The organism is Clostridium vincentii, from assembly GCF_002995745.1.
Lineage (GTDB): Bacteria > Bacillota > Clostridia > Clostridiales > Clostridiaceae > Clostridium > Clostridium vincentii.
The window spans coordinates 38,677-58,674 of sequence record NZ_PVXQ01000023.1; the positions used below are offsets into that span (position 1 = coordinate 38,677).

A 19,998-nucleotide genomic window follows, 5' to 3' on the forward strand; every position below is an offset into this window, starting at 1 on the left:
CGCATTGTTTAACACTAATACAAAAAGAAGCCATTTTACATTTGTAAAATGGCTTCCTTTTCTTTTTGTTTGATATTTCAAATTTTATTCTTCAATAAACTCTGTTAATTCTTTATTAAACTTAGCCTGTTCTTCATAGAACAATCCGTGGCCACTGTATTCGAACGGTACAAGCTTAGAGTTTTTAATTTCTCGCTGCATGACTTCAGCTAATGGGAATAGACAAACTTTATCATGAATACCATGAAGAATTAAAGTTGGTACATTTATTTTTTCTAAGTCCTTAAACAAACTTTCATCCCTAAAAGTAGTTGCACAAGCTGCAGTCGCCCACCCTGCTGCCTCTAATCCCAATTGAAAAAACCAGTCTGATAGTGGTTGAGTAACATGCTGAAACAAAAGTTGGTCGCCAAAATTTCTTAACATTTGAGGTCGGTCATTATATGTTCCTTCAATAAGAGTAGTTACATCTTCCTTAGGCAGTCCATATGGAAAATCTTTACGCATAGTTAAACTAGGAGCAGCAGCTCCAAACAGAGCAAGTTTTGATACTCCACACCCGTTGTGACGAGCCATGTACCTAATGGCAGTTGCTCCTCCCATAGAATGTCCTCCAAGTGTGATATCTTGTAATTCAAGAATATCAACTACGGCTCGCACATCATCTGCTAATCGATTATATGAGTATCCACTTTCAGGTTTATCTGACTTACCGAATCCTCTTGTATCAATTCCGATACATCTATATCCCATTTGGGAAAGTTTATCAAACTGATATTCATATGCCATATGACTTAATGGCCAACCATGTATAAACAAAATTGTTTTCTTTCCTGTTGGATTTATGTCTTCCACATAAATTTTAACATCCGGCTCTACGCGAACGTAATATCCCATTTCGAACCCCTTTACAAATTAGTTTTATTTATTAATAACTTATTCGCGTGTAGAAACTTTTGATACAATAGGGCTAATATTACAATATATTATTCATTATCTTCTGAATTTCTATACCGCTTAATTAAATCCTGCTTAACTGACCAAAGCTCTTGAGATATATCCACATAGTATTTATGTGGATTAGAAAATCTCTTAACTTCCGCCCACATGCCATCTATTTGGTCTTTACAATACATCTTTATTTCTTCTATACTTGGCAACTCATATACACATTGTCCCTTGATAAAAACTGGTATTTGAAGTTTTTTTACATAGAAATTTATTATTTTTTTCTTTTTCCAAGTAAGGACTGGATCAAAAATTGTATAAGGTTTTGTTTCATCTATAATTTCATTGGCTAATGTAATAACATCAGCGATTGCCTTATGTGAAATTTTATCGTATAATCTCCAAACCGTTTTATATCCTGGATTGATGATTTTTTCCTCATTTTCACTTAATTTAATTCTTGGAACAATCTGCCCATCTTCCTCTACTGCTACTAATTTATAAACCCCACCGAATACTGGCTCTGATTTTGCTGTAACCATTCTCTCACCAACACCAAATATATCTATTTTAGCATCTTGATTTAACAATTCGGTTATAATATATTCGTCTAAGCTATTTGAAGCAACTATCTTACAATCTGTGAGCCCTGCATCATCAAGGATATCTCTTACTTTTTTTGAAAGATATGCAAGATCTCCGCTATCTAGCCTAATTGCGTTTAATCTCTTTCCAATGGGTTCTAACACATTTTTAGAAACTTTAATAGCATTTGGAATACCGCTGTTTATAACATCATAGGTATCAACAAGCAAAGTGCATGTATCTGGATAAGTTTTTGCATATGTTTCAAATGCTTTATACTCATCTTTGAATAATTGCACCCAGGAATGTGCCATCGTACCAGTTGCCGGGACTCCAAACCTTATTTCTGCCATAGTAGTGGCAGTCCCAGTTACCCCTCCTATATAAGAAGCTCTTGCTCCAATTATCGCCCCATCAGCTCCATGTGCCCGTCTTGCTCCAAGTTCTAAAACTGTTCTTCCCTGTGCTGCTCTAACTATTCTGTTAGCCTTAGTAGCTATTAAACTTTGATGATTTATTGTTAATAACAACATAGTTTCAATAAGCTGTGCATCAATTACCTTAGCTTTAATAGTTATGAGTGCTTCATTTGGAAAAACTGGGGTTCCTTCTGGTACTGCATAAATATCTCCGGAAAATTTAAAAGTTAAAAGATATTGTAAAAATTCCTCAGATAGAATTCCTTTGGATCTTAAATATGAAATATCGCCTTCTGTAAATTTTAGATTGTTAATAAATTCAATAAGTTGCTCCAGACCTGCAACTATTGAAAAACCTGCTCCATCAGGGTTCTTTCTGTAAAACATATCAAAATACACAATTGTATCTGCAAGACCATTTACAAAATATCCATTTGACATTGTTAATTCATAAAAATCCATTAACATTGAAAGGTTTCGTTCTTCTTTAATATTAAAGTTATTAGTTATTTTACTCATTTATATAGCTCCCATTGTTTATCAAATTATTTTATCTACTATTTCAATACCATTTGTTTGCATTTCCCATAGAGATATAACCTTCATTAAATCACCATCATGTGTTCCGAAATCAAAGGTCTCAACACAATCTGAAGCAACGATAATCCTTTTGCTCAGGTTATTTTGATTGAAATAGGTTTTTAGTGTTGTAGCAAAATGACTTACACAAATATCAACCTCGCAGCCAACAATTATATAGTTCTCAATCTTCTCTTGATTTTGATCAAGCCATAACTTAAATTCAGGTGCATGAAATCCATTTGTACTATTTTTGTGTATCATGGTAGTATTTTTATGAAGGGTGGTCGCCTCTCCCCTAAGCTCTAAAATAAGCTCTGACTCTGATGTATCTTTCAGGCAATGTTTAGCATAATATTTAAACTCCATTGAATTTTCATCATGCTCATCTAAAAAGAATATTTTCTTATACCCATGTGTCTTTTCATTAATAATTACTAAATTATCTATTATTTCTATAACTCTTGGTGATGCTAACTGACCTTTATGAACAAACCCATTTACCATATCTACCACAATTATTGCTGTTTTTTCTTTTTGAAGGTCTGTTAGCTGAAGTATCTTGCCACTTATTTCTTTTTGCATATCCAATATTTTATTTATCATCAATATATTCATATAAATCCACCCTTTCTATTTTTTAATTAGGCTATTTTAGATAATATAAGAATAAAATTTTCATACTTTCGCTTCTTTTTATTATTTTATTCTTTACTAGAGTATAGATTATTTATATACCAATTATAACATAATTGCCAATATTGTTGATAATATACGCAGTTATGCTCTTTCTTACACGCAAAAAAGCGAATCCCTAAGAATTCACTTCTTTTAAGACTTCAAAGTCTTGGTGGATTAATATATGGTAAATGTATCTAATATCTTCTACCATATAATATTCTATATAAACTTAAAGTCTAAGATCTATTCCACTTTTCTTTTCTTTCATTAATATTTCTATTAATTGCACAATTTGTGCGCCTGCCTCCACTGGGGGCATTCCATTCTTGTGTATATTTGATATCACTGTTCTTTGTGATTCTGGCTTTTTAGTACTTGCTTCATATGCCATATAACAGCTCATACTCTCGCTTGTTGCAAGTCCAGGTCTTTCACCTATTAAGATTAATGTGACTTTTGCGTTTAAGGCTTCACTTATTTTATCCATAGTTGCAACTCTAGCATATTTAACAAAAATCGGAGTCCCTATTGTATAGCCTTTAGCTTTTACCCCTTCAACTATCATAGGATATATATCCTTTAAATTTGAAGTTATTGCAGGTGAGCTTAATCCATCTCCAGCAATAATTTGCACGTCTATGTTACCTATACATTTTTCTTTTATATCATCTATAACTTCCTTTGAGAATTTCCTTCCTAAATCTGGTCTAGTTATATATTCTTCTTTATCCTGTGCTAATGTTTGAACTTTGAAAAAACTTAAATCATCAACTATACTCTCATCTACATATGACCAAACTGCATCTATTGCAACTGCGTGATCTGCTCGAAGTCTTAAATAATCATTTGTCCTATATCTTGTACCTGAACGCCCAATACAAATCCTTGCTGGTGTTGATTTTTTTAACATCATACACCCGTTATAATCAATTGGATCTTTCACTGAAACTTTCTTACTTAAATCAATAGTGGATATATCTTCTAAAATAGCTTCTTTCATAAATTACATCCCCCTGTTAAGAAATATTGATGGATCTCCTGCCCTATTTGTCAATATTCCATTTTTCATTATCCCAAGTTCATTAAGTCTCATTTCAAATTCTTTAATTGGTCTTTTGTTAGTTACTTCCCTTAAAGCTGCAATATCATGATAACTTGTAGATTGATACATTAACATTACATCATCTCCACCAGGAACACCCATGAAATAATTACAATTACATTGTGCAAGTAATACCGCTAAATTCTCTAAATCATTTTGATCTGCCTTCATATGATTTGTATAACAAGCATCAACACCCATAGAAAGACCTGTTAATTTTCCCATGAAATGATCCTCAAGTCCTGCACGTATAACTTGTGCTCCATCATAAAGATATTCTGGCCCTATAAATCCTACAACTGTATTAACTAAAAAAGGATTATATTTCTTTGCAAGCCCATAACATCTTGCCTCCATAGTAAGCTGATCTGCTCCATTATGTCCTTCTGAAGATAATTCAGAACCTTGTCCAGTTTCAAAATACATAAAGTTATCTCCTTTAGATGATTTCAATTCTTTCATAGTTGCATAAGCTTCATCTAACAATTTTACATCTATTCCAAATCCTCTATTTGAGATTTCAGAACCTGCTATACTTTGAAACATTATATCCATAGGCGCCCCTCTTTTAATGGCTTCCATTTGAGTTGTAACATGTGCTAAAACACAATTTTGAGTTGGTATTTCAAACTTATTCATAAAATTTTTCAAAGATTTTAATATATTAGAAACACTATCAACTGTATCCAATGCTGGATTAAGTCCAATTAATGCATCTCCCACGCCATAACTAATACCTTCCATAACAGATGCCATTATTCCATCAATATTATCTGTTGGATGGTTAGGTTGAAGTCTTGCTGCAAGAGTTCCAAGGTTTCCAATAGTTGTATTACAGGTTACTATATTTATTATCTTTTTTGCAGCACAGATTAGATCCATATTGCTCATAAGTTTAGTTACTCCAGCTATAACTTCTGAAGTTAATCCATCTCTTATTGCTTTTATCTCTTCTCCACTTGATGATAAGATAAATTCTCTAAAGTCTCCCATAGTCATAGACTTTATCTTATTATATATTTCCTCATTAACTCCATCTTGAATTACTCGAGTAACTTCATCCGTGTCATAATCTACTACTGGATTATTTCTTAAAGCCTCAATAGTTAATTCTGAAAGTACCACCTTTGCAGCTACTCTTTGTTCAGTTGAGCTAGCTATAACTCCTGCAAGTCTATCTCCTGATTTTTCTTCATTTGCTTTTGCAAGAACTTCCTTTACATCTGCAAAATTATATCTATTCCCAAAAAGGGTTGTTCTTAAAATCATAATATGTCACTCCTTCTAACCAATTTCACTATCAAACCCTTCGAATTCTTCAATTTCTTCACTACTTGATTCTTGAATTTTAGAATATACAAAATAATAGATTGTTGCCAAGGTATAAGCCCCTACTACCCAAATCACAGTAGAAATATTTGATATGGTAACTGCAACTAATAATACTAAAGCTATTACAAGTGCTACTGCTGGAACTAATGGGTATGATACTTTAAATGGTCTATTAAGATTTGGCTCTTTATTTCTTAAAATGAATAAAGAAATCATACTTATTATATATAATGCTATAGCTCCAAATGATGATATAACAATAATTATAGCAGTCTGGCCTGATAGAACAAAAATCATTCCGATTAAACTCATTGTAATTATAGAATATACTGGTGCTCCTTTAGAATTTACCTTTGATAAAAACTTAGGTAAATATCCTGCCCTAGACATTGCAAATCCTTGTCTTGAATATCCAATTATTATTCCATGTAAACTTGCTACAAGTCCAAATAATCCAATAAAGCTCATTACTCTAGATAATAACCCTGCTCCAAATATTCCTTCTAATGCTGTAGGCAAAGGTGAATCTGTTGCACTTAAAATACTAGCATCTGAAGTTCCAGCTGTTACAAAAAATGTTCCAAGTGCTAATATAACAAGAGTAACTATTCCTAATATAAAACCTTTAGGTATATCTTTCTTAGGATTTTCACATTCTTCTGCTGACATTGCTCCCCCTTCTACAGCTAAATAAAACCAAATTGCAAAAGGTATTGCACTAAATATTCCACTAAGTCCACCTTTGAAAATTTCTCCACCAAAGATATTACTTAATTCAACATGTGGAGCTCCCACACCTATGAATAAAAGTAAGCCACCAATTGCAACAACAGTAACAACAAGCTCAACCTTAGCTGCTGTTTCTATTCCTAAGCAATTTATAACAACAAATATTCCATATGCAACCAACGCTGCTACTACAGTTGGTACTGATGGTACTAAAAAATTAATATATGCACCTATTGCAAGTGCTATCGCTGGAGTTGCGAATAGAAATTCTACTAAACATGAAAATCCAGCAAAAAAGCCTCCAAACTTTCCAAGCGCACGTGAAGCATATGCTGAAGGTCCTCCTGCATGTGGTATAGCAGTTGAAAGTTCTGCATAACTAAATATAAATGTAGTATAAAAAACTGTAACTATTACGATTGCTACCATAAATCCCACTGGGCTAGTAAATTCTAAAGCATAATTCCAACCACAATACATTCCTGATATAACCATACCTACGATTATTCCCCAAAGTTGTACTGGTTTTAATGTCTTTTTTAATTCATTATTCATTTTCCCCACTCCTCTATTTTTTCATGTGCCAACTTAGCAGTTATATATCAAAGTTTTTATAACTACTGGTATGGCATTACCTATTGGCAATCCTATATCAATATAATCTCCATTTTTTGAAGAGATTTTGTCTATACATATAATTGCTCTTTTCTTTTTTAAATTTAAAGAAATCACTTGTCCTAATGCTTTTGCAAAATCATTTTCTAAAACTACAATTATTGGTCCGTTAATTTTTTCAAAAAGTTTTATTACCTCTCTTGCAATTATTTTTACCTCATCATAACTTGGACTTTTTGGCCCAATAAGTGAAATTGCAACTAGAGCATCTTCATAGATATCAAGCTTTGTTTTTGCTTGAGAATATATCTCTTTAAGATTTTCTTCTTTATCAAAGGGTTTAATTATAGGTATATTTTTAAGTGGTAATATGGATTTATCAAATGCTATTGTGCTTCCACTTATTGTTAACGAATGATTTCCAGCACCAATTACTGTTGCTCTTATTTTCTCTTTTGGAACTAATAAAATTTCCGTATACTTCTCAAATCCCTTACTTATGCATTCTCCTAAAAGTGGTCCCATATCATCATGTTTTAATACATCTTTAAGTTGCATATTTACAGTAGTTTGACCTATATACTCTCCTATTCCACCTGAAAAACTTATGTAATCGACCTTAAACGGTTCAAATTCTTCGCTTATAAATAATCTTTTTGTATCTTCACATAATTCTTTTAAGCAACAAACTTCTAATAAACTCTTCGCTAATCTTTTGCATACAAGCTCTAAATCTTTTAATTCTACCTTTTCACCTAATTTAATGTTGATATCCATATCTTCTATCAGAAATTCAATTCTTTTTGAAATATAAACAACCTTTCCCTCATGATCAAACTTTATAAGCCTTCCTCCAATGTCTAACGCAAAAGTTTGCTCACATTCACCACAGTTAAATATAGCAATATTAGTTGTCCCACCTCCAATATCAAGATTTATTATCTTCCTACTAAATTTCTTTGACATATCACAAGCACCAGAACCATATCCTGCAAGTAATGATTCAAGTTTAGGTCCAGCAGTTGCTACAACAAAATCTCCTAAATACTCTGAAAGATTTTTAGACACTTCACTAGCATTTTCTTTTCTTGCAGTTTCTCCTGTTATAATTACTGCCCCTGTAGATATATCACTTTTTTTCACTTTACTAAGTTTAAGTGCTTCTAGAACAATATCTTTAATCTTTACAAAATTTATAGTCACATCATCTAGAAGTGGAGTAAATATAATAGGACTTTTATATATTATTTCTTTATCTTCAATCACTGTTTCCTCAACCAATGATAGACTTAAAATGTTTTTAATCCTTAGTCTACTAACTATAACTTCAGTTGTTGATGTGCCAATATCAACTCCTATGCTATATACTTCACTTTTCAATATTTAATCTCACCTCTTTTTTACTAAACATCTCATTACAATATAATTATTACTTTGGAAATATTGTCTGCTTTTCTCTTTCATACAAACAAAAAAAGGACAATGAATCAAATTAATATTTGACACCATTGTCCTTTATTATTTCCTATTTATAAAAATATTATATTTTCTCTAGATTAACGAAAAAAGCGTTTAAAGAATTAAATTCTTTAAACACCCTTGTTTAAACTTATATTCGAACTATAATGCTTTTTTTAGATTTTGTCAAGATTTGAAAATTAATTTCCAAAAAACATCCATTGATAATTTATATATATGAAACCTCTTGGAAATTTGTTCAATATTTTTTTATATTTGTCAGCTTCTATCGCATTTGCCTTCTGTGTAATTAAAAAAAATTTTTTATTTCTCACCCAAACTTACTATATATGTCAATTTTGCATATATAATATATGAAAGAGGTGTTTTTGTGAATTATAATGAAATCGAAGATCTAGTTTTGCGGTCCAAAGACGGAAGTAAAATAGCAAAAGAACATTTAGTAAAGGAATTTATGCCCTTAATAATAAATCTTTCAAATAAAACCTTTATTCATGGATATGAATTTGATGATTTACGGAATGAATGTTATGAAACTTTATTTAAATGTTTAACATACTATAATAAAGACACTCATAGATTTGTTGCGTATGCTACTAATGCCATAAAGAATACAGTATATTTTCTGGTAAGGAAATCTCTAAAAAAAGCCTCTACTGATGGAGCTAAGACTCTTATCTATACAGATATTTTAGAAAACAGCCTTACTTGCAATATAAAAGGCATTGACGATACTTTAATTTCTAATGATAACTCTGAAAATTTAGAGTTTGCTATTAGTTCTTTATCTAATGAAGAAAAGGATATAATAAATTTTGTTATTGCCTCTAAAAATTCTATTAAGGACTATGCAAAATCAAGAAAAATAAACTACTCAACTGCAGTTAACAAGAAGAACCTAGCTCTAAATAAACTTAAGAAGAATATGTTCTTAAGTTAAATTATATATAGTTCTATAAAAATCACCTCCTATACATATATTTAATATGTATAGGAGGTGATTTTTATGGTGTTTAATAGAAAACTATCTTAAACTTTCAATAGCATTTTTCGCCCAGTTAGAATCAGTAAAAATCGCCCTACCTACACTAATAAGGTCAGCTTTACCATTTGCTAACAATTCTTCTGCAGCTTTAGTTGTTACTATACCAGCGTGGCTCAATCTAAGGATATTCTAAATCATATTCAATTATTAGTTATTCCATGATATTATCTTTAAATCAGGCCATTTTGAAAGCCATTTTACTACCTTTTTATTATATATATCTTCCGTTATTCTTGTCTTATTTGCTCGTACTGTTTTTCCAAATAAATCATTCAATCCAAATGGTGCATAAACCTTAAACTCATTATTCAAACCTATTCTAATGCCTATTGCTGTAGCTGTTGTCGGCCATGTATTAATAGCAGATTCTAGATTTATATAAGGATCTATTGGATATCCAAAATGTCCTTCATACCATAAATGTACTCTTGCTTGATTTTTTACATCAACTTTAATCTTTAGATCAGAATAAAGTTCTTCCGCAGCTCTAATAACTTTATCTTCTTCTGAAGATTCTAAGCTACTATTATCAAAGTAAAAAAAGTCAATATCACTAATCCCATAGTCTAATGGCTTATTAGATAGATAATTCCAAACAGTTTGTGCAATGCATCCAGCACCTATGTAGTAGTTTTCAATATTCAATGAGTTGGTTCTTACCAGCACTTCATTTAAAATTTTATTTGAAAGGATAATATCTTCTAATACTTTTAGTTGTATGTTTAAATCCAAATTATAACCACTCAATAGATTCATAAAATATCCTCCTATTATCGTGTAGTTGCCTAGCAGTATATTAATATGACGTTGCTATCATCTCACAACTTTCGATTCTAAATTACCGTGTTCCTGCAATTCAATATTTATAAAAGAACTTATCATTTCACGATAGATTCCTTCTACAATATCAGGGCTTACATTAGATTCTTCTGCTAATTTACGTACTTTGGCAATAACCATTTCTACACGTTGTGGTGCTTTTACGTCTTCAGCATCTTTTTTAAAATTAGCTGCTTGTTTAACATAGGAACTTCTCTCAGAAATTAATTTTACTATTTCATTGTCAATTCTATCTATGTTTTCTCTTACCTCATTTAAATCTTTACAATTAATCATTTTATCCCCCTTAATTACTACCTAATTTCCTACTCTTATGAATTACCTAAATAGATTAAATCATAAAGTTAACTTTAGTATTTATATAACGTCCACGCCTTTTAGTTGATTTACCATATTCAATAGCCTTCGCTGGGCATCTACTAATGCCGGCTAGGCAGTGGGCACATTTTTCTTGTGTCCATTTTGGCTTTTCATCATTCATTTCAATAACCTTAGATGGACAGATCCTTTCACATAAACTACATCCTATACATTTATCTGTAACATAGAATTTTTTAGTCTTACAACTTAATTTGTACATTGGATATACTAATGGTGTCATGATACTTGGCAAAAAGCCCTTATTAGTGGAATAATTACCCCTATCCGCTCTTTTTAAATGCTGAATTATTTCTTCAACCTTTATTTTAGAGTTACTCAAAAGTTTCTGCTGTTTTCTCTCACTTGGAATATCAGACATTAAAACATAATTATTAGGCATAACAACAGAAAAAATACTAGGAAAACAAATCCAACCTTTTCATCTTTCTCTAATTCATAACAAAATCTGTTATTATTAAAAGCGTGTGCTATATTTATCAATTCTTTACCTTGATCTTCATGTAACTTTTTTGATATATATAATGAATTACCAGTGGCTGAAAAATAAAATATCATAAAAACTTTTCCCTCATTTTTATTTATTAATCTTTTGCGAATTATTATTTTGCTACTCTTTTCCTGCCACAAACTTTAAAATCTCATCAAAACTATTAAGACTATAATCATATTCTTCAACTTCTCCAAAACCATAACTTGCATAAATAAAAGGTATGCCAGAAAATCTTGCTGCTTTTAAATCCCCTGCAGTATCACCAACATATATTGGATTAATTAAATTATTTCTCTGTATTATTAGGTTTATATTTTCACCTTTAGTTAATCCTGTTCTTCCTGAACTTTCATAGTCTACAAAATATTCATCTAATCTATGTGATTTATAAAATGCCTCTATATATCCACACTGGCAGTTACTAACAATAAATAACTTATATTTTTCAGCCAATTCCTTTAAAGTATCCTCTAACTTATCATATAGAATTGCGCCATATTTTTCTAAATAATTACATTCATTTTCATAACAATCTTCAATTATTTCAAGTCTATTTTCTTCTTCTAGATATGGAAAAAACTTTAAAGCAACATCCTGCATTACAAGCCCCATAATACTTTTCATATCATCAACTGTTAATTTATTTTTCACCTCATCATATTTACTTATAGTTTCATTCCATAAATCTATAATACTCTCTGTTGGGTCCCACATAGTTCCATCTAAATCAAAAATAATACTGTCTATTATCATAAGTCCTCCCTTTCCTATCAAAAGAAATATAAGTTACTTAAATAAGCAATCCTTTACAACCTGAATTGTTATGTTTTTAAATAACAAATTAGTACTACAAATATTATAGCATATTCATTTGTTTTACCTCCACAGGTACTATAAATAATAAAAAAACAATCAAATAAAACATTTGATTGTTTTCTAGATATTATAATAATTTTAGAAGTTCTGTATTTTTTAATAATTCACCCAATTGTATATCCTTTAATGAAATTTTATCAATCCCAAGACATGTCTTCGCTGCATTTGTTAAAACACGGATATCATACTGACTTGGATATACAGGATCTACTTGTTTTCCTAAATCCATTAATCCATATACAGCCGTCATTGCAGTTCTTACCGAATATTCTACTGTAAATACGCAATCTTCAGGCACTTCTGTATATTGTCCTAAAAAGCCAAAATTCTTACTTCCTTTTGGAATCACATTAGGTCTGTCCTCTGCTATACGAGGCATAAATTGTGAAGTAATATACGGCATCATGCTAGGAATTACATTTACTGTATGTGAAAGAATTTCAGAAATTTTGTCCTTTAGTCCCATATGATAAAGAAGTTCCTCAAACATCTCACGACCTGTACAATCTGATAATGTCTTGTCCACATAATCACCTGGAGTATCCAGCTTTAATGCATATGCCCAAAGTACCTTTACGTTATCAGGCTGATTAATAAAATGCGGATGTTTTGGTACAACCCAACTCATAAACCAGCTTGAATCCTTTATAGTAACAAGTCCACCTATACCAGGCTTATCACCTGTAAGATTATAAATATAAGGGAAAACAATATCATCATCTTTTAATGTCACAGTAAATGATAACCATTTTGACTTATCAATATCACCACAGAATTTTTCTGGATGACCAAAGTCTGTGGATTTCTTAGCTAGTTTTTCCCATACGCTAAAGCATCCTTTATCCTCTGACCTATTTAAAATAGCAGGATTCTCAATGTCACCTCTTGTTGTATTCTCTGTCATAGAACCATTTGTAAATAATACGATATCATCTTTCTTTACACTAATGATTTCATTTTTTCTCTCTTTAGTATAGTGAATTGCTGTAGCTCTCTTTTCATTATTTGAAAAGTCAAAATCAATATCTGAAACCTTGCATCCGTTATCGAAGCATACATCTTGTTCCTTAAGCCATGTAATAAGTGGGAGAATTAACGAATCATATTGGTTGTACTCAGTATGAAGTATACCCTTTAATTTATTCATACCACCAATTAAATGCATGAATCTTTCCATATAACGTTTAACTTCAACTACACTATGCCATTTTTCAAAAGCAAACATTGATGCCCAAAAATACCAAAAGTTTGTTTCAAAGAAGCTAGGATCAAAAAATTGTTCTATTGTAGTTGCTTCAAGTGCGCCCTCTGTTAACATATGAAGTTTTGCAAGTTCCATTGCATTCTTCTTTGATAATCCAAAACTTGAGAAATCAGCCTTTTCTCCTTGATTCTGTACTAATCTACAATGGGATTCAATTGGTTCTTCTAAGTTAAGCTCACGAAATTCATCTAATACGCTTCTATTTTTATCATTCAAAGATGGAATGAAACTATACAGCTCCATAAAGCATTCAAAATGCTCCTCAATTTCTCTTCCTCCTCTTGCTGTATACCCGTCTTCAGGCATTCCAGATCCATCCATTGATCCTCCAAGAATATCAAGTTGTTCGATTATATGAATATTCTTTCCAGACATGTGCGCATCCCTGATTGAAAATGCTGCAGCAGATAATGATCCTATTCCGCCTCCAATTAGATACGCTTTTCTTTTATCAATATTCTTTAGTGCAATTGGATTTATTCTTTGATAGTTATTCATAAAATACCCTTCCTTTCTTTAAACAAATAATATGTTGTTGTTTGTTATACTTACTTTACTTTTTATCAAAATACTATTCAATGAACAAAAAAAAGCATCTGTGAAAATTTTTCACAGATGCTATAAAGTGTGTAATTTATTTATTATTAACTTCCATAATCCTTAGTATGGTACCATCCAACATTCTCTCAATCCTATCGGCAATATCTTCTTTTTCTTCTTTTAAACCATTCTTTATCCAACCTAAAAACTCTCCTGTTATTGCTGATGAAAAAAATACTGCGACTTCCTTCTTTATTTTTTCATCAACATTCATCTCTGGGGTCATATCCGTTATAACACCTTCTAGTACTTTATTAAATGTTTTGCATAAAAATATTTCAAGATGTTCACGTCCTAATGATTTATAGGTATTAATACAAATTGCTTTATTATCTAATGTATATTGAAGTGCAATAAACAACCCATTCTTCCAATTTGATAAGCTACAATGTTCATCAATAACTTCATTTTCAAATATCCATCCAAGTAATTCATAAATATCATGAAAATGATTATAAAACGTATGTCTTGTAACTCCACATGTATCAGTAACCATCTTTACAGATATTTTATTTATTGAATTTTGTTTCATCAGTAGCTTTAAAGAAGCAGCTAAAGCATTTTCAGTAACACAGGATTTAGACATAAAATCACCTCAAATCTATTATCTATTATCATACCATTTCTTTTTCTCTATTCTACAAATTCGTATAATAAAATATATTGGTGTACCTAATATAATAAACAGCAGTACAGGCATAGAATAAGCTGACAAAGATTGTGAAGTTGCAGTGTAATAAGTTGTGTAAAAAAACATTCCTATAACTTCAACTTTTATAAGAATTAGTAAGTTCCTTGTATATCTATATACTACTTCTTTGTTTGAGTCTGTTACTCTAACAGGTACATTCCAAGTCTTTGGAAAAAAAGACGCAATAGTAATGGTTGCATAGAGTAAAATAGAAATAATTGGTGCTATAATGATTTCAATTTTATCGCCCCATCTATTAGGTTCCCCCATGGCATTGTAATGTGCCGGTATTTGATCAGGAAGTTTATTCCACTGGGTACAAATAAAAATAATCATCCATATTATAAGTAGCAAAGCTATTATTTCTAAAGCAATTTGAAACTTTGTATATTTCAATTTCATTATAAAAATTTCCCCCTTATATATTCTTTGCATCTACGTACATTTTCCATAGGCCTCCACAACTTATGAAGGCTATTAACAAAACTAGGTAGGGATATATTGTAAAACCTTTTATAATACTAATAATTATGTTGAATACCAAACACAGAACAGTAAGCAAACTTGCTATGATTGCAGATACTTTAAAAATTTTACTTCTATCATTCATTACTATTCCTCCTTAAAAATAATAATCTACCTTTGCCACTTAGTTTATGAATATTGTGACTAACTACGGGATAATCATTATATATATTTGCCCTGCCACAACAAATGGTTGATACTTAACACTTTTTAATTATGTCCTCTGGTTTAAGCTCCACCCAATAATTACAATGTGGTTCTATAATAATTTGAAATATTCCTTGATAAAACCAAGCCAAATCATATAGCCTACACTTTGTTATATCTCTATTATTCCCATTAAATTTTTGTGCGTGTTCACCCGTTAAAAAAACCTTTATTGACTCATACTCTATATCATTTTCTTTTCTTTTTATAGTTTCAACTCCAAAGGAATCCCCTTTTTGAAATGTTATCATCTTTCCGATAAAATATATTTCTTTATTAGCCATTAGTTTTGAAGTTTCATATTTCTCAATTTTATTACATATACAAGCATACATAATACAAAAACTATCAACCAAATCTTTTAATGGTTGTAAGTCTTTATGTGTTATATATAAAGATATTGGGACTAATCCATCAATAATAAGCCCTTTTACATTTTCATTCTGAATAACATAATCTAATGCTTTGCCTAACCTATCAGTATAATGAGTGATTTTTTTATTTTCTATTTCATCTTTATGTTCAAGCATCCATTTATTTAAACTATCATTTGTTATGAAAATATGAACATTCCCATCCATTGTTAAATTGTTATTTGATAACAAAATAGCACCATTATTATCTATGTGTTCAAATAATTGCAATTGCTCCAACGTTGTATTTGATACCATTATTTTAATCCCCTTTAATTCATATGAAAATTAACATATATGTAACAATCATAAATTTATAACGCCCTGCTAGTATTACTCAATCTAAGAAGATTGTGAAGTAACTCAACTTCACATTATGCTTATTTTATCCATCGTATTAATATACTATTAAACCAATAAAAGTAAATTCCGTATAATAGTCCTACGATTGTAAGGACTATCAACAAAATTGAGTTGTTTAATAAGCCTAAAGTTAATGATTGTTCAAAATTTATAATCATTACTAATAATCCAACAGCTAAGCCTCCAAAACTAAAAAACATTAAATTTTTTATAAAAAGTTTATTAGCTGAACAAAATAATTTGGGCAGAAATATTTTTAGATATAAAAATTGGATACCATCAAGAAAACCAGTTAAAAGAACAAGCCAAAGAAACCCAATTGGTGGTGGTTTATCTGCACCTAAAAGAAATATTATTGTCCACCCGAAGAAAAATGAAAACTCATTTATATACATAATTTTTTTGTATAAACCCTTATCCATTAAAACGCTTCTCCTTAAATCCTTTATCGGACTAATATAAGTAATTTTTACTTTGCATTCCCTTATAATTGTGTATTCATACTCAACTTTTTTATACTTATGCTTTCATATTTAATGATTTATTTTCAAGCATTAACCATATACAGAATATACTTTCAATTACTACCATAACTATTGAAACTACAACAGCATTAAATATAATACCAATAGTTATTGCAGTAAAAGATATAAGTATAGACATTACCGAATATGCTTTTGATTTATATAACCATCCGAAAGGTAGTAAGTGTGCTCCGAAGATAATTGCCAAAACCATTACCATTTTATCTGGCACTGTGGGATATATCCACATAGCAATTAATAGATATAGAAATTGATTACAGGAGAATAAAATTCCCAACTTATTTAAAGGATTATCATTTGTTGAAAACTCTGCTTTTATTATCTTTGAAATCATATATGCAATCGGCGGAAGAGGTGCTGTAAAACAAAATGTTAATAAATTTTTCGTTAGAATATCTTCTGTTGGCAGTAATGATATAACAAGCACTGCACACCAAATAATTACAGATGCAATAATAAAATGTATTCCCTTTTTTCCTCTTTTTGCAATATCAATTCTTAATTCATCTAAATTCATTTCTTTTTCCCCCGTTCAAAATAATATCTATCTTTTTCTCCATCTCTTTATTTCTATTAACAAAACTTTTAAAGGTCTACATTTAATCAAGCACAAATGACTTTTTCTTTCCTTTTTTATTCTTAGGGAATTCACGAATACGGCTTATATAGTCAATATTTACTATTTCACAAGAATCCTCTGTTCTTACACTAATCCAGTTATCTTCTAAAGATTCAATTACTCCTGTAAGTTGAGTTTGAAATGTATAAATCAGACACTCTTTTCCAATAAAATTGTTAATTATCTTATTCATTTCTATTCGTCCTTCTTTCGTATTTTTTATTTTTCTAATTATATATTTTTGCCATTCCTTTTTCTTTCCTCCGAATACCACATAATATATTAACAGTGGCATAAATAAAGAAACCCAAATTGCTGGATTCACTTGTACTCACCTCCGATTTCTCATTAGCTTCTATTTGTATATTATACATTAATTAGCACATAATATTAATGATCTTGTCTAAAATTAGTTATCTCATATGTGCTATATTCACTTTCAAAATTATAGCCTAATTTTTTAGCCAAAGCTGCAGATTCTTTATTTGCAGAATCCCAGCTAGGATAAATATTTTTCTTCAGACATTCAAGAATTAGTTTTGAAGCACATGCAAGAGCGAGACCTTTTCTGCGATATTCCTCTTTTGTGTCTATTTCAATTTCTATTCCTTCATTATATACCGTATAAGATGACGCCCCACAAACAATATCTGAATTATGTGTTATAACAAATCCAAGTCCTATTTTTTTATATTCATTATAACTTGAAAATTGAGAACATAAATCCTTTGACCATTGTTCCCTTTTAACATTATTAAATATTTTTTCATCTACCCTTTGGATTTTATATTCTACCGAAAGTTTCTTAATATATGACTGTAATCTTTCTGTGTTAAATATTCTAGATTCCTTTTTAAATGCATAACGCATAAATTTGTGGTAGTTATCTTTATATTCCTGTTCAATCAAAGTTCCCCATTCATCACTACCAGGAACCATTAAGATACACGGTGCGCGGTAGTAATCGGGAATATTTTTCACCAAATCTAAACTTGGAATACCATCAAAAAAGCAGAAATCACCTACAATAATCTGTGCCGACTTTGGATTCTTAACATCATCAGTCCAAGCAGTTCCCATATACCCTTGCAAACATGACCATATCATTGTTTCATTCCAATTATCAAAAATCGGATTAATTCTATACATATCTTCTTTAGATAAACAGTACATTGGAACACTCTCCCCTTTTATATTTTCAAAACCAATGTTTTGCATTATAGATTGGTTTTATTTGCGCTTGTTTAGGCAAATTTTCTTTTAGAATAGTAATAACTTTATCGTAATCATCTTTTTTAAAATGGAATGTTTGCTCCATAAAGCCACCTTCTAATGTAACCTTTATATCCTTTGACTTAATTATCACAACTTTTTCAATTTCATTCCATAATATAATGGGTTGATATCTATACATTGATCTGAAACCTTTTGAATTAATCCCTTGTTTAATTAATATGCTAATAAACATAAAAATACCTAATACACCTGTTACATAATGAATCCAAGTATTCGCATAGAAATATATAATACAAATGAAAATAATCACACTAAACAATGCAGTAATAATTTCCGGATAAGTTTTTCTTGTTGGCATTATTAATGCTTTCCTATATATTATGTGCTTTATAATAATTACAATAAAAGATAATGGAATAATAATATTAATAAAACTCATTAAAATTCCCTCCTTAACAAGTAATTTTAGTTGTTAATATCTAATATATTTCTATCAAACTCTTTAAAATCACTAATCACGCAGTCTACGCCTTTCAGTTTTTTTAAATTCTCATGTTTATCTTTAGGTCCGATAGCAATAATTTTACCAATATTAGCTCTATAGGCTGATTCTATTCCAGAAACTGCATCTTCAACTACAATACAATCTTCTGGCTTAATACCTATTTTAGCTGCAGCTTTCAAATAAATATCAGGTTCTGGTTTACCTAAAAATGAACCATCATCAAAAACTATTTTATCTAAGTCAAACCATTTATTAAGATTTAAAGTTTCCATATAAAATAATAAATTTGTTTTCCCTGATGCAGTAGCTATGGTAAAAGGTATTTGTTTTTTCTTTAAATAATCTAAAAATTCAATAACACCAGGTGCTAACTTAAAGTTTGCTTTGTCCTTTATACACATTTCTCTATAAATTTGCTCTTTCTCCTCACCTAACGTGAATAGCTTTTCATCATCTATTGAGCTACCTAATAAATACTCTATTAATGATTTGTTTGTTCTTCCATGCATTACTTTTTCTACTTCTTCCTCATTTAAAGAATTTCCACGTAATTTTTTCGAAAAAATTCTCCATGCTTCTTCATGTTTATCTGAATCAAAAAATAAAGTCCCATTAAAATCAAAAATTATACCTGAATATTTCATAATCAAACCTACCTTTATGTATTTAAATATATTTAACTATTTTATTATAAGATTTATCTCTCTACGCTACTATAATTCAGTAGTTCTTGGTAATACTTTACCATTATGAATAAATTCTAACAACTATACTGATATTATGCAAATATCCTGCCATTTTCGATTGAGTCAAGTAAAAGTGGGCAACTATTTTATTATCCATTATTTTACAGTATATATTTATAACTTCCCTTAAGCATTTTTACTCTTAATTGTAACTAATATCTCCAAATCCTTTTAATCCACATA

General features: G+C 30.2%; 25 protein-coding genes. 1 reads left to right on the forward strand and 24 read right to left on the reverse strand.

The annotated features are described in order from the left end of the window. Positions 1 to 84 precede the first annotated feature (84 nt). The 7 genes from CLVI_RS10905 to CLVI_RS10935 form a co-directional block, all read right to left on the reverse strand. The gene (locus tag CLVI_RS10905; RefSeq protein ID WP_106060166.1) at positions 85 to 897 is read right to left on the reverse strand and encodes an alpha/beta fold hydrolase; all 813 of its coding nucleotides are present in this window, start codon (positions 895 to 897) and stop codon (positions 85 to 87) included. A gap of 89 nt (positions 898 to 986) precedes the next feature. Next, complete coding sequence (locus tag CLVI_RS10910) at positions 987 to 2,471, reverse strand: nicotinate phosphoribosyltransferase (protein ID WP_106060167.1); 1,485 nt, start codon at positions 2,469 to 2,471, stop codon at positions 987 to 989. Between the two features lie 21 nt (positions 2,472 to 2,492). Beyond that, positions 2,493 to 3,149 (reverse strand): cysteine hydrolase family protein, encoded by a 657-nt coding sequence (locus CLVI_RS10915; protein WP_106060168.1) that lies wholly within the window; start codon positions 3,147 to 3,149, stop codon positions 2,493 to 2,495. Positions 3,150 to 3,441: 292 nt separating this feature from the next. After that, positions 3,442 to 4,212, reverse strand: coding sequence for an ethanolamine ammonia-lyase subunit EutC (eutC, locus tag CLVI_RS10920; protein WP_106060169.1), 771 nt, complete (start codon positions 4,210 to 4,212; stop codon positions 3,442 to 3,444). Between the two features lie 3 nt (positions 4,213 to 4,215). Next, positions 4,216 to 5,583, reverse strand: coding sequence for an ethanolamine ammonia-lyase subunit EutB (locus CLVI_RS10925; protein ID WP_106060170.1), 1,368 nt, complete (start codon positions 5,581 to 5,583; stop codon positions 4,216 to 4,218). Positions 5,584 to 5,598: 15 nt separating this feature from the next. Then, positions 5,599 to 6,930, reverse strand: coding sequence for an ethanolamine permease (gene eat, locus CLVI_RS10930; RefSeq protein WP_106060171.1), 1,332 nt, complete (start codon positions 6,928 to 6,930; stop codon positions 5,599 to 5,601). Between the two features lie 33 nt (positions 6,931 to 6,963). Further along, on the reverse strand, positions 6,964 to 8,370 hold the full coding sequence (locus tag CLVI_RS10935) for an ethanolamine ammonia-lyase reactivating factor EutA (RefSeq protein ID WP_242980665.1): 1,407 nt from the start codon (positions 8,368 to 8,370) through the stop codon (positions 6,964 to 6,966). Positions 8,371 to 8,839: 469 nt separating this feature from the next. Between CLVI_RS10935 and CLVI_RS10940 the strand changes: the two genes are divergently transcribed. Next, on the forward strand, positions 8,840 to 9,409 hold the full coding sequence (locus CLVI_RS10940) for a sigma-70 family RNA polymerase sigma factor (RefSeq protein ID WP_106060173.1): 570 nt from the start codon (positions 8,840 to 8,842) through the stop codon (positions 9,407 to 9,409). An 84-nt stretch (positions 9,410 to 9,493) separates the two neighbouring features. On the opposite strand, the gene CLVI_RS10945 is transcribed toward CLVI_RS10940, so the two are convergent. From CLVI_RS10945 to CLVI_RS11025, 17 genes are all read right to left on the reverse strand, one after another. Beyond that, positions 9,494 to 9,631 carry a hypothetical protein gene (locus CLVI_RS10945; protein WP_207655364.1) on the reverse strand — a complete coding sequence of 46 codons (138 nt, stop codon included), beginning with the start codon at positions 9,629 to 9,631 and terminating at the stop codon, positions 9,494 to 9,496. Between the two features lie 30 nt (positions 9,632 to 9,661). Then, positions 9,662 to 10,270, reverse strand: coding sequence for a nucleotidyltransferase family protein (locus tag CLVI_RS10950; RefSeq protein WP_106060174.1), 609 nt, complete (start codon positions 10,268 to 10,270; stop codon positions 9,662 to 9,664). A 57-nt stretch (positions 10,271 to 10,327) separates the two neighbouring features. Continuing rightward, positions 10,328 to 10,630, reverse strand: coding sequence for a chorismate mutase (locus CLVI_RS10955; protein WP_106060175.1), 303 nt, complete (start codon positions 10,628 to 10,630; stop codon positions 10,328 to 10,330). 55 nt (positions 10,631 to 10,685) lie between these two features. After that, positions 10,686 to 11,114, reverse strand: coding sequence for an EFR1 family ferrodoxin (locus CLVI_RS10960; RefSeq protein WP_106060176.1), 429 nt, complete (start codon positions 11,112 to 11,114; stop codon positions 10,686 to 10,688). Then, positions 11,093 to 11,290 carry a hypothetical protein gene (locus CLVI_RS17485; protein ID WP_170065648.1) on the reverse strand — a complete coding sequence of 66 codons (198 nt, stop codon included), beginning with the start codon at positions 11,288 to 11,290 and terminating at the stop codon, positions 11,093 to 11,095. Before CLVI_RS17485 ends, CLVI_RS10960 begins: the two co-directional genes overlap by 22 nt. 52 nt (positions 11,291 to 11,342) lie before the next feature. Beyond that, the gene (locus tag CLVI_RS10970; RefSeq protein ID WP_106060178.1) at positions 11,343 to 11,978 is read right to left on the reverse strand and encodes an HAD family hydrolase; all 636 of its coding nucleotides are present in this window, start codon (positions 11,976 to 11,978) and stop codon (positions 11,343 to 11,345) included. 190 nt (positions 11,979 to 12,168) lie between these two features. Further along, on the reverse strand, positions 12,169 to 13,863 hold the full coding sequence (locus tag CLVI_RS10975; protein WP_106060179.1) for an oleate hydratase: 1,695 nt from the start codon (positions 13,861 to 13,863) through the stop codon (positions 12,169 to 12,171). A gap of 136 nt (positions 13,864 to 13,999) precedes the next feature. After that, positions 14,000 to 14,551: a TetR/AcrR family transcriptional regulator gene (locus CLVI_RS10980; RefSeq protein WP_106060180.1), complete on the reverse strand. Its 552-nt coding sequence runs from the start codon at positions 14,549 to 14,551 to the stop codon at positions 14,000 to 14,002. Positions 14,552 to 14,569: 18 nt separating this feature from the next. Next, positions 14,570 to 15,058, reverse strand: a complete 489-nt coding sequence (locus tag CLVI_RS10985) for a DUF1648 domain-containing protein (RefSeq protein WP_170065649.1) — start codon at positions 15,056 to 15,058, stop codon at positions 14,570 to 14,572. A 16-nt stretch (positions 15,059 to 15,074) separates the two neighbouring features. Next, positions 15,075 to 15,266: a hypothetical protein gene (locus CLVI_RS10990; protein WP_106060182.1), complete on the reverse strand. Its 192-nt coding sequence runs from the start codon at positions 15,264 to 15,266 to the stop codon at positions 15,075 to 15,077. A gap of 115 nt (positions 15,267 to 15,381) precedes the next feature. After that, the gene (locus tag CLVI_RS10995) at positions 15,382 to 16,059 is read right to left on the reverse strand and encodes a hypothetical protein (protein ID WP_106060183.1); all 678 of its coding nucleotides are present in this window, start codon (positions 16,057 to 16,059) and stop codon (positions 15,382 to 15,384) included. 122 nt (positions 16,060 to 16,181) lie between these two features. Beyond that, a complete protein-coding gene (locus CLVI_RS11000) occupies positions 16,182 to 16,586 on the reverse strand; it encodes a hypothetical protein (RefSeq protein WP_106060184.1) in 405 nt (134 codons plus the stop codon). Between the two features lie 97 nt (positions 16,587 to 16,683). After that, a complete protein-coding gene (locus CLVI_RS11005; protein WP_106060185.1) occupies positions 16,684 to 17,226 on the reverse strand; it encodes a DUF7010 family protein in 543 nt (180 codons plus the stop codon). A gap of 82 nt (positions 17,227 to 17,308) precedes the next feature. Then, positions 17,309 to 17,653: a DUF6897 domain-containing protein gene (locus tag CLVI_RS11010; protein ID WP_106060186.1), complete on the reverse strand. Its 345-nt coding sequence runs from the start codon at positions 17,651 to 17,653 to the stop codon at positions 17,309 to 17,311. Between the two features lie 65 nt (positions 17,654 to 17,718). Further along, on the reverse strand, positions 17,719 to 18,501 hold the full coding sequence (locus CLVI_RS11015; RefSeq protein WP_106060187.1) for a GNAT family N-acetyltransferase: 783 nt from the start codon (positions 18,499 to 18,501) through the stop codon (positions 17,719 to 17,721). Between the two features lie 25 nt (positions 18,502 to 18,526). Then, the gene (locus CLVI_RS11020) at positions 18,527 to 19,003 is read right to left on the reverse strand and encodes a hypothetical protein (protein ID WP_106060188.1); all 477 of its coding nucleotides are present in this window, start codon (positions 19,001 to 19,003) and stop codon (positions 18,527 to 18,529) included. A gap of 26 nt (positions 19,004 to 19,029) precedes the next feature. Next, positions 19,030 to 19,713, reverse strand: a complete 684-nt coding sequence (locus CLVI_RS11025) for an HAD family hydrolase (protein ID WP_106060189.1) — start codon at positions 19,711 to 19,713, stop codon at positions 19,030 to 19,032. Positions 19,714 to 19,998: the final 285 nt, after the last annotated feature.

Bases quoted from the DNA above. Each gene is read 5' to 3' on its own strand.
- CLVI_RS11025 (WP_106060189.1), bottom strand. From the start codon at position 19,713: ATGAAATATTCAGGTATAATTTTTGATTTTAATGGGACTTTATTTTTT.
- CLVI_RS10995 (WP_106060183.1), bottom strand. From the start codon at position 16,059: ATGGTATCAAATACAACGTTGGAGCAATTGCAATTATTTGAACACATA.
- CLVI_RS10915 (WP_106060168.1), bottom strand. From the start codon at position 3,149: ATGAATATATTGATGATAAATAAAATATTGGATATGCAAAAAGAAATA.
- CLVI_RS10990 (WP_106060182.1), bottom strand. From the start codon at position 15,266: ATGAATGATAGAAGTAAAATTTTTAAAGTATCTGCAATCATAGCAAGT.
- eutC (WP_106060169.1), bottom strand. From the start codon at position 4,212: ATGAAAGAAGCTATTTTAGAAGATATATCCACTATTGATTTAAGTAAG.
- CLVI_RS10910 (WP_106060167.1), bottom strand. From the start codon at position 2,471: ATGAGTAAAATAACTAATAACTTTAATATTAAAGAAGAACGAAACCTT.
- CLVI_RS11000 (WP_106060184.1), bottom strand. From the start codon at position 16,586: ATGGATAAGGGTTTATACAAAAAAATTATGTATATAAATGAGTTTTCA.
- CLVI_RS11020 (WP_106060188.1), bottom strand. From the start codon at position 19,003: ATGAGTTTTATTAATATTATTATTCCATTATCTTTTATTGTAATTATT.
- CLVI_RS10905 (WP_106060166.1), bottom strand. From the start codon at position 897: ATGGGATATTACGTTCGCGTAGAGCCGGATGTTAAAATTTATGTGGAA.
- CLVI_RS10975 (WP_106060179.1), bottom strand. From the start codon at position 13,863: ATGAATAACTATCAAAGAATAAATCCAATTGCACTAAAGAATATTGAT.
- eat (WP_106060171.1), bottom strand. From the start codon at position 6,930: ATGAATAATGAATTAAAAAAGACATTAAAACCAGTACAACTTTGGGGA.
- CLVI_RS10970 (WP_106060178.1), bottom strand. From the start codon at position 11,978: ATGATAATAGACAGTATTATTTTTGATTTAGATGGAACTATGTGGGAC.
- CLVI_RS17485 (WP_170065648.1), bottom strand. From the start codon at position 11,290: ATGATATTTTATTTTTCAGCCACTGGTAATTCATTATATATATCAAAA.
- CLVI_RS10960 (WP_106060176.1), bottom strand. From the start codon at position 11,114: ATGCCTAATAATTATGTTTTAATGTCTGATATTCCAAGTGAGAGAAAA.
- CLVI_RS10950 (WP_106060174.1), bottom strand. From the start codon at position 10,270: ATGAATCTATTGAGTGGTTATAATTTGGATTTAAACATACAACTAAAA.
- CLVI_RS10980 (WP_106060180.1), bottom strand. From the start codon at position 14,551: ATGTCTAAATCCTGTGTTACTGAAAATGCTTTAGCTGCTTCTTTAAAG.
- CLVI_RS11005 (WP_106060185.1), bottom strand. From the start codon at position 17,226: ATGAATTTAGATGAATTAAGAATTGATATTGCAAAAAGAGGAAAAAAG.
- CLVI_RS10925 (WP_106060170.1), bottom strand. From the start codon at position 5,583: ATGATTTTAAGAACAACCCTTTTTGGGAATAGATATAATTTTGCAGAT.
- CLVI_RS10955 (WP_106060175.1), bottom strand. From the start codon at position 10,630: ATGATTAATTGTAAAGATTTAAATGAGGTAAGAGAAAACATAGATAGA.
- CLVI_RS11015 (WP_106060187.1), bottom strand. From the start codon at position 18,501: ATGTACTGTTTATCTAAAGAAGATATGTATAGAATTAATCCGATTTTT.
- CLVI_RS10985 (WP_170065649.1), bottom strand. From the start codon at position 15,058: ATGAAATTGAAATATACAAAGTTTCAAATTGCTTTAGAAATAATAGCT.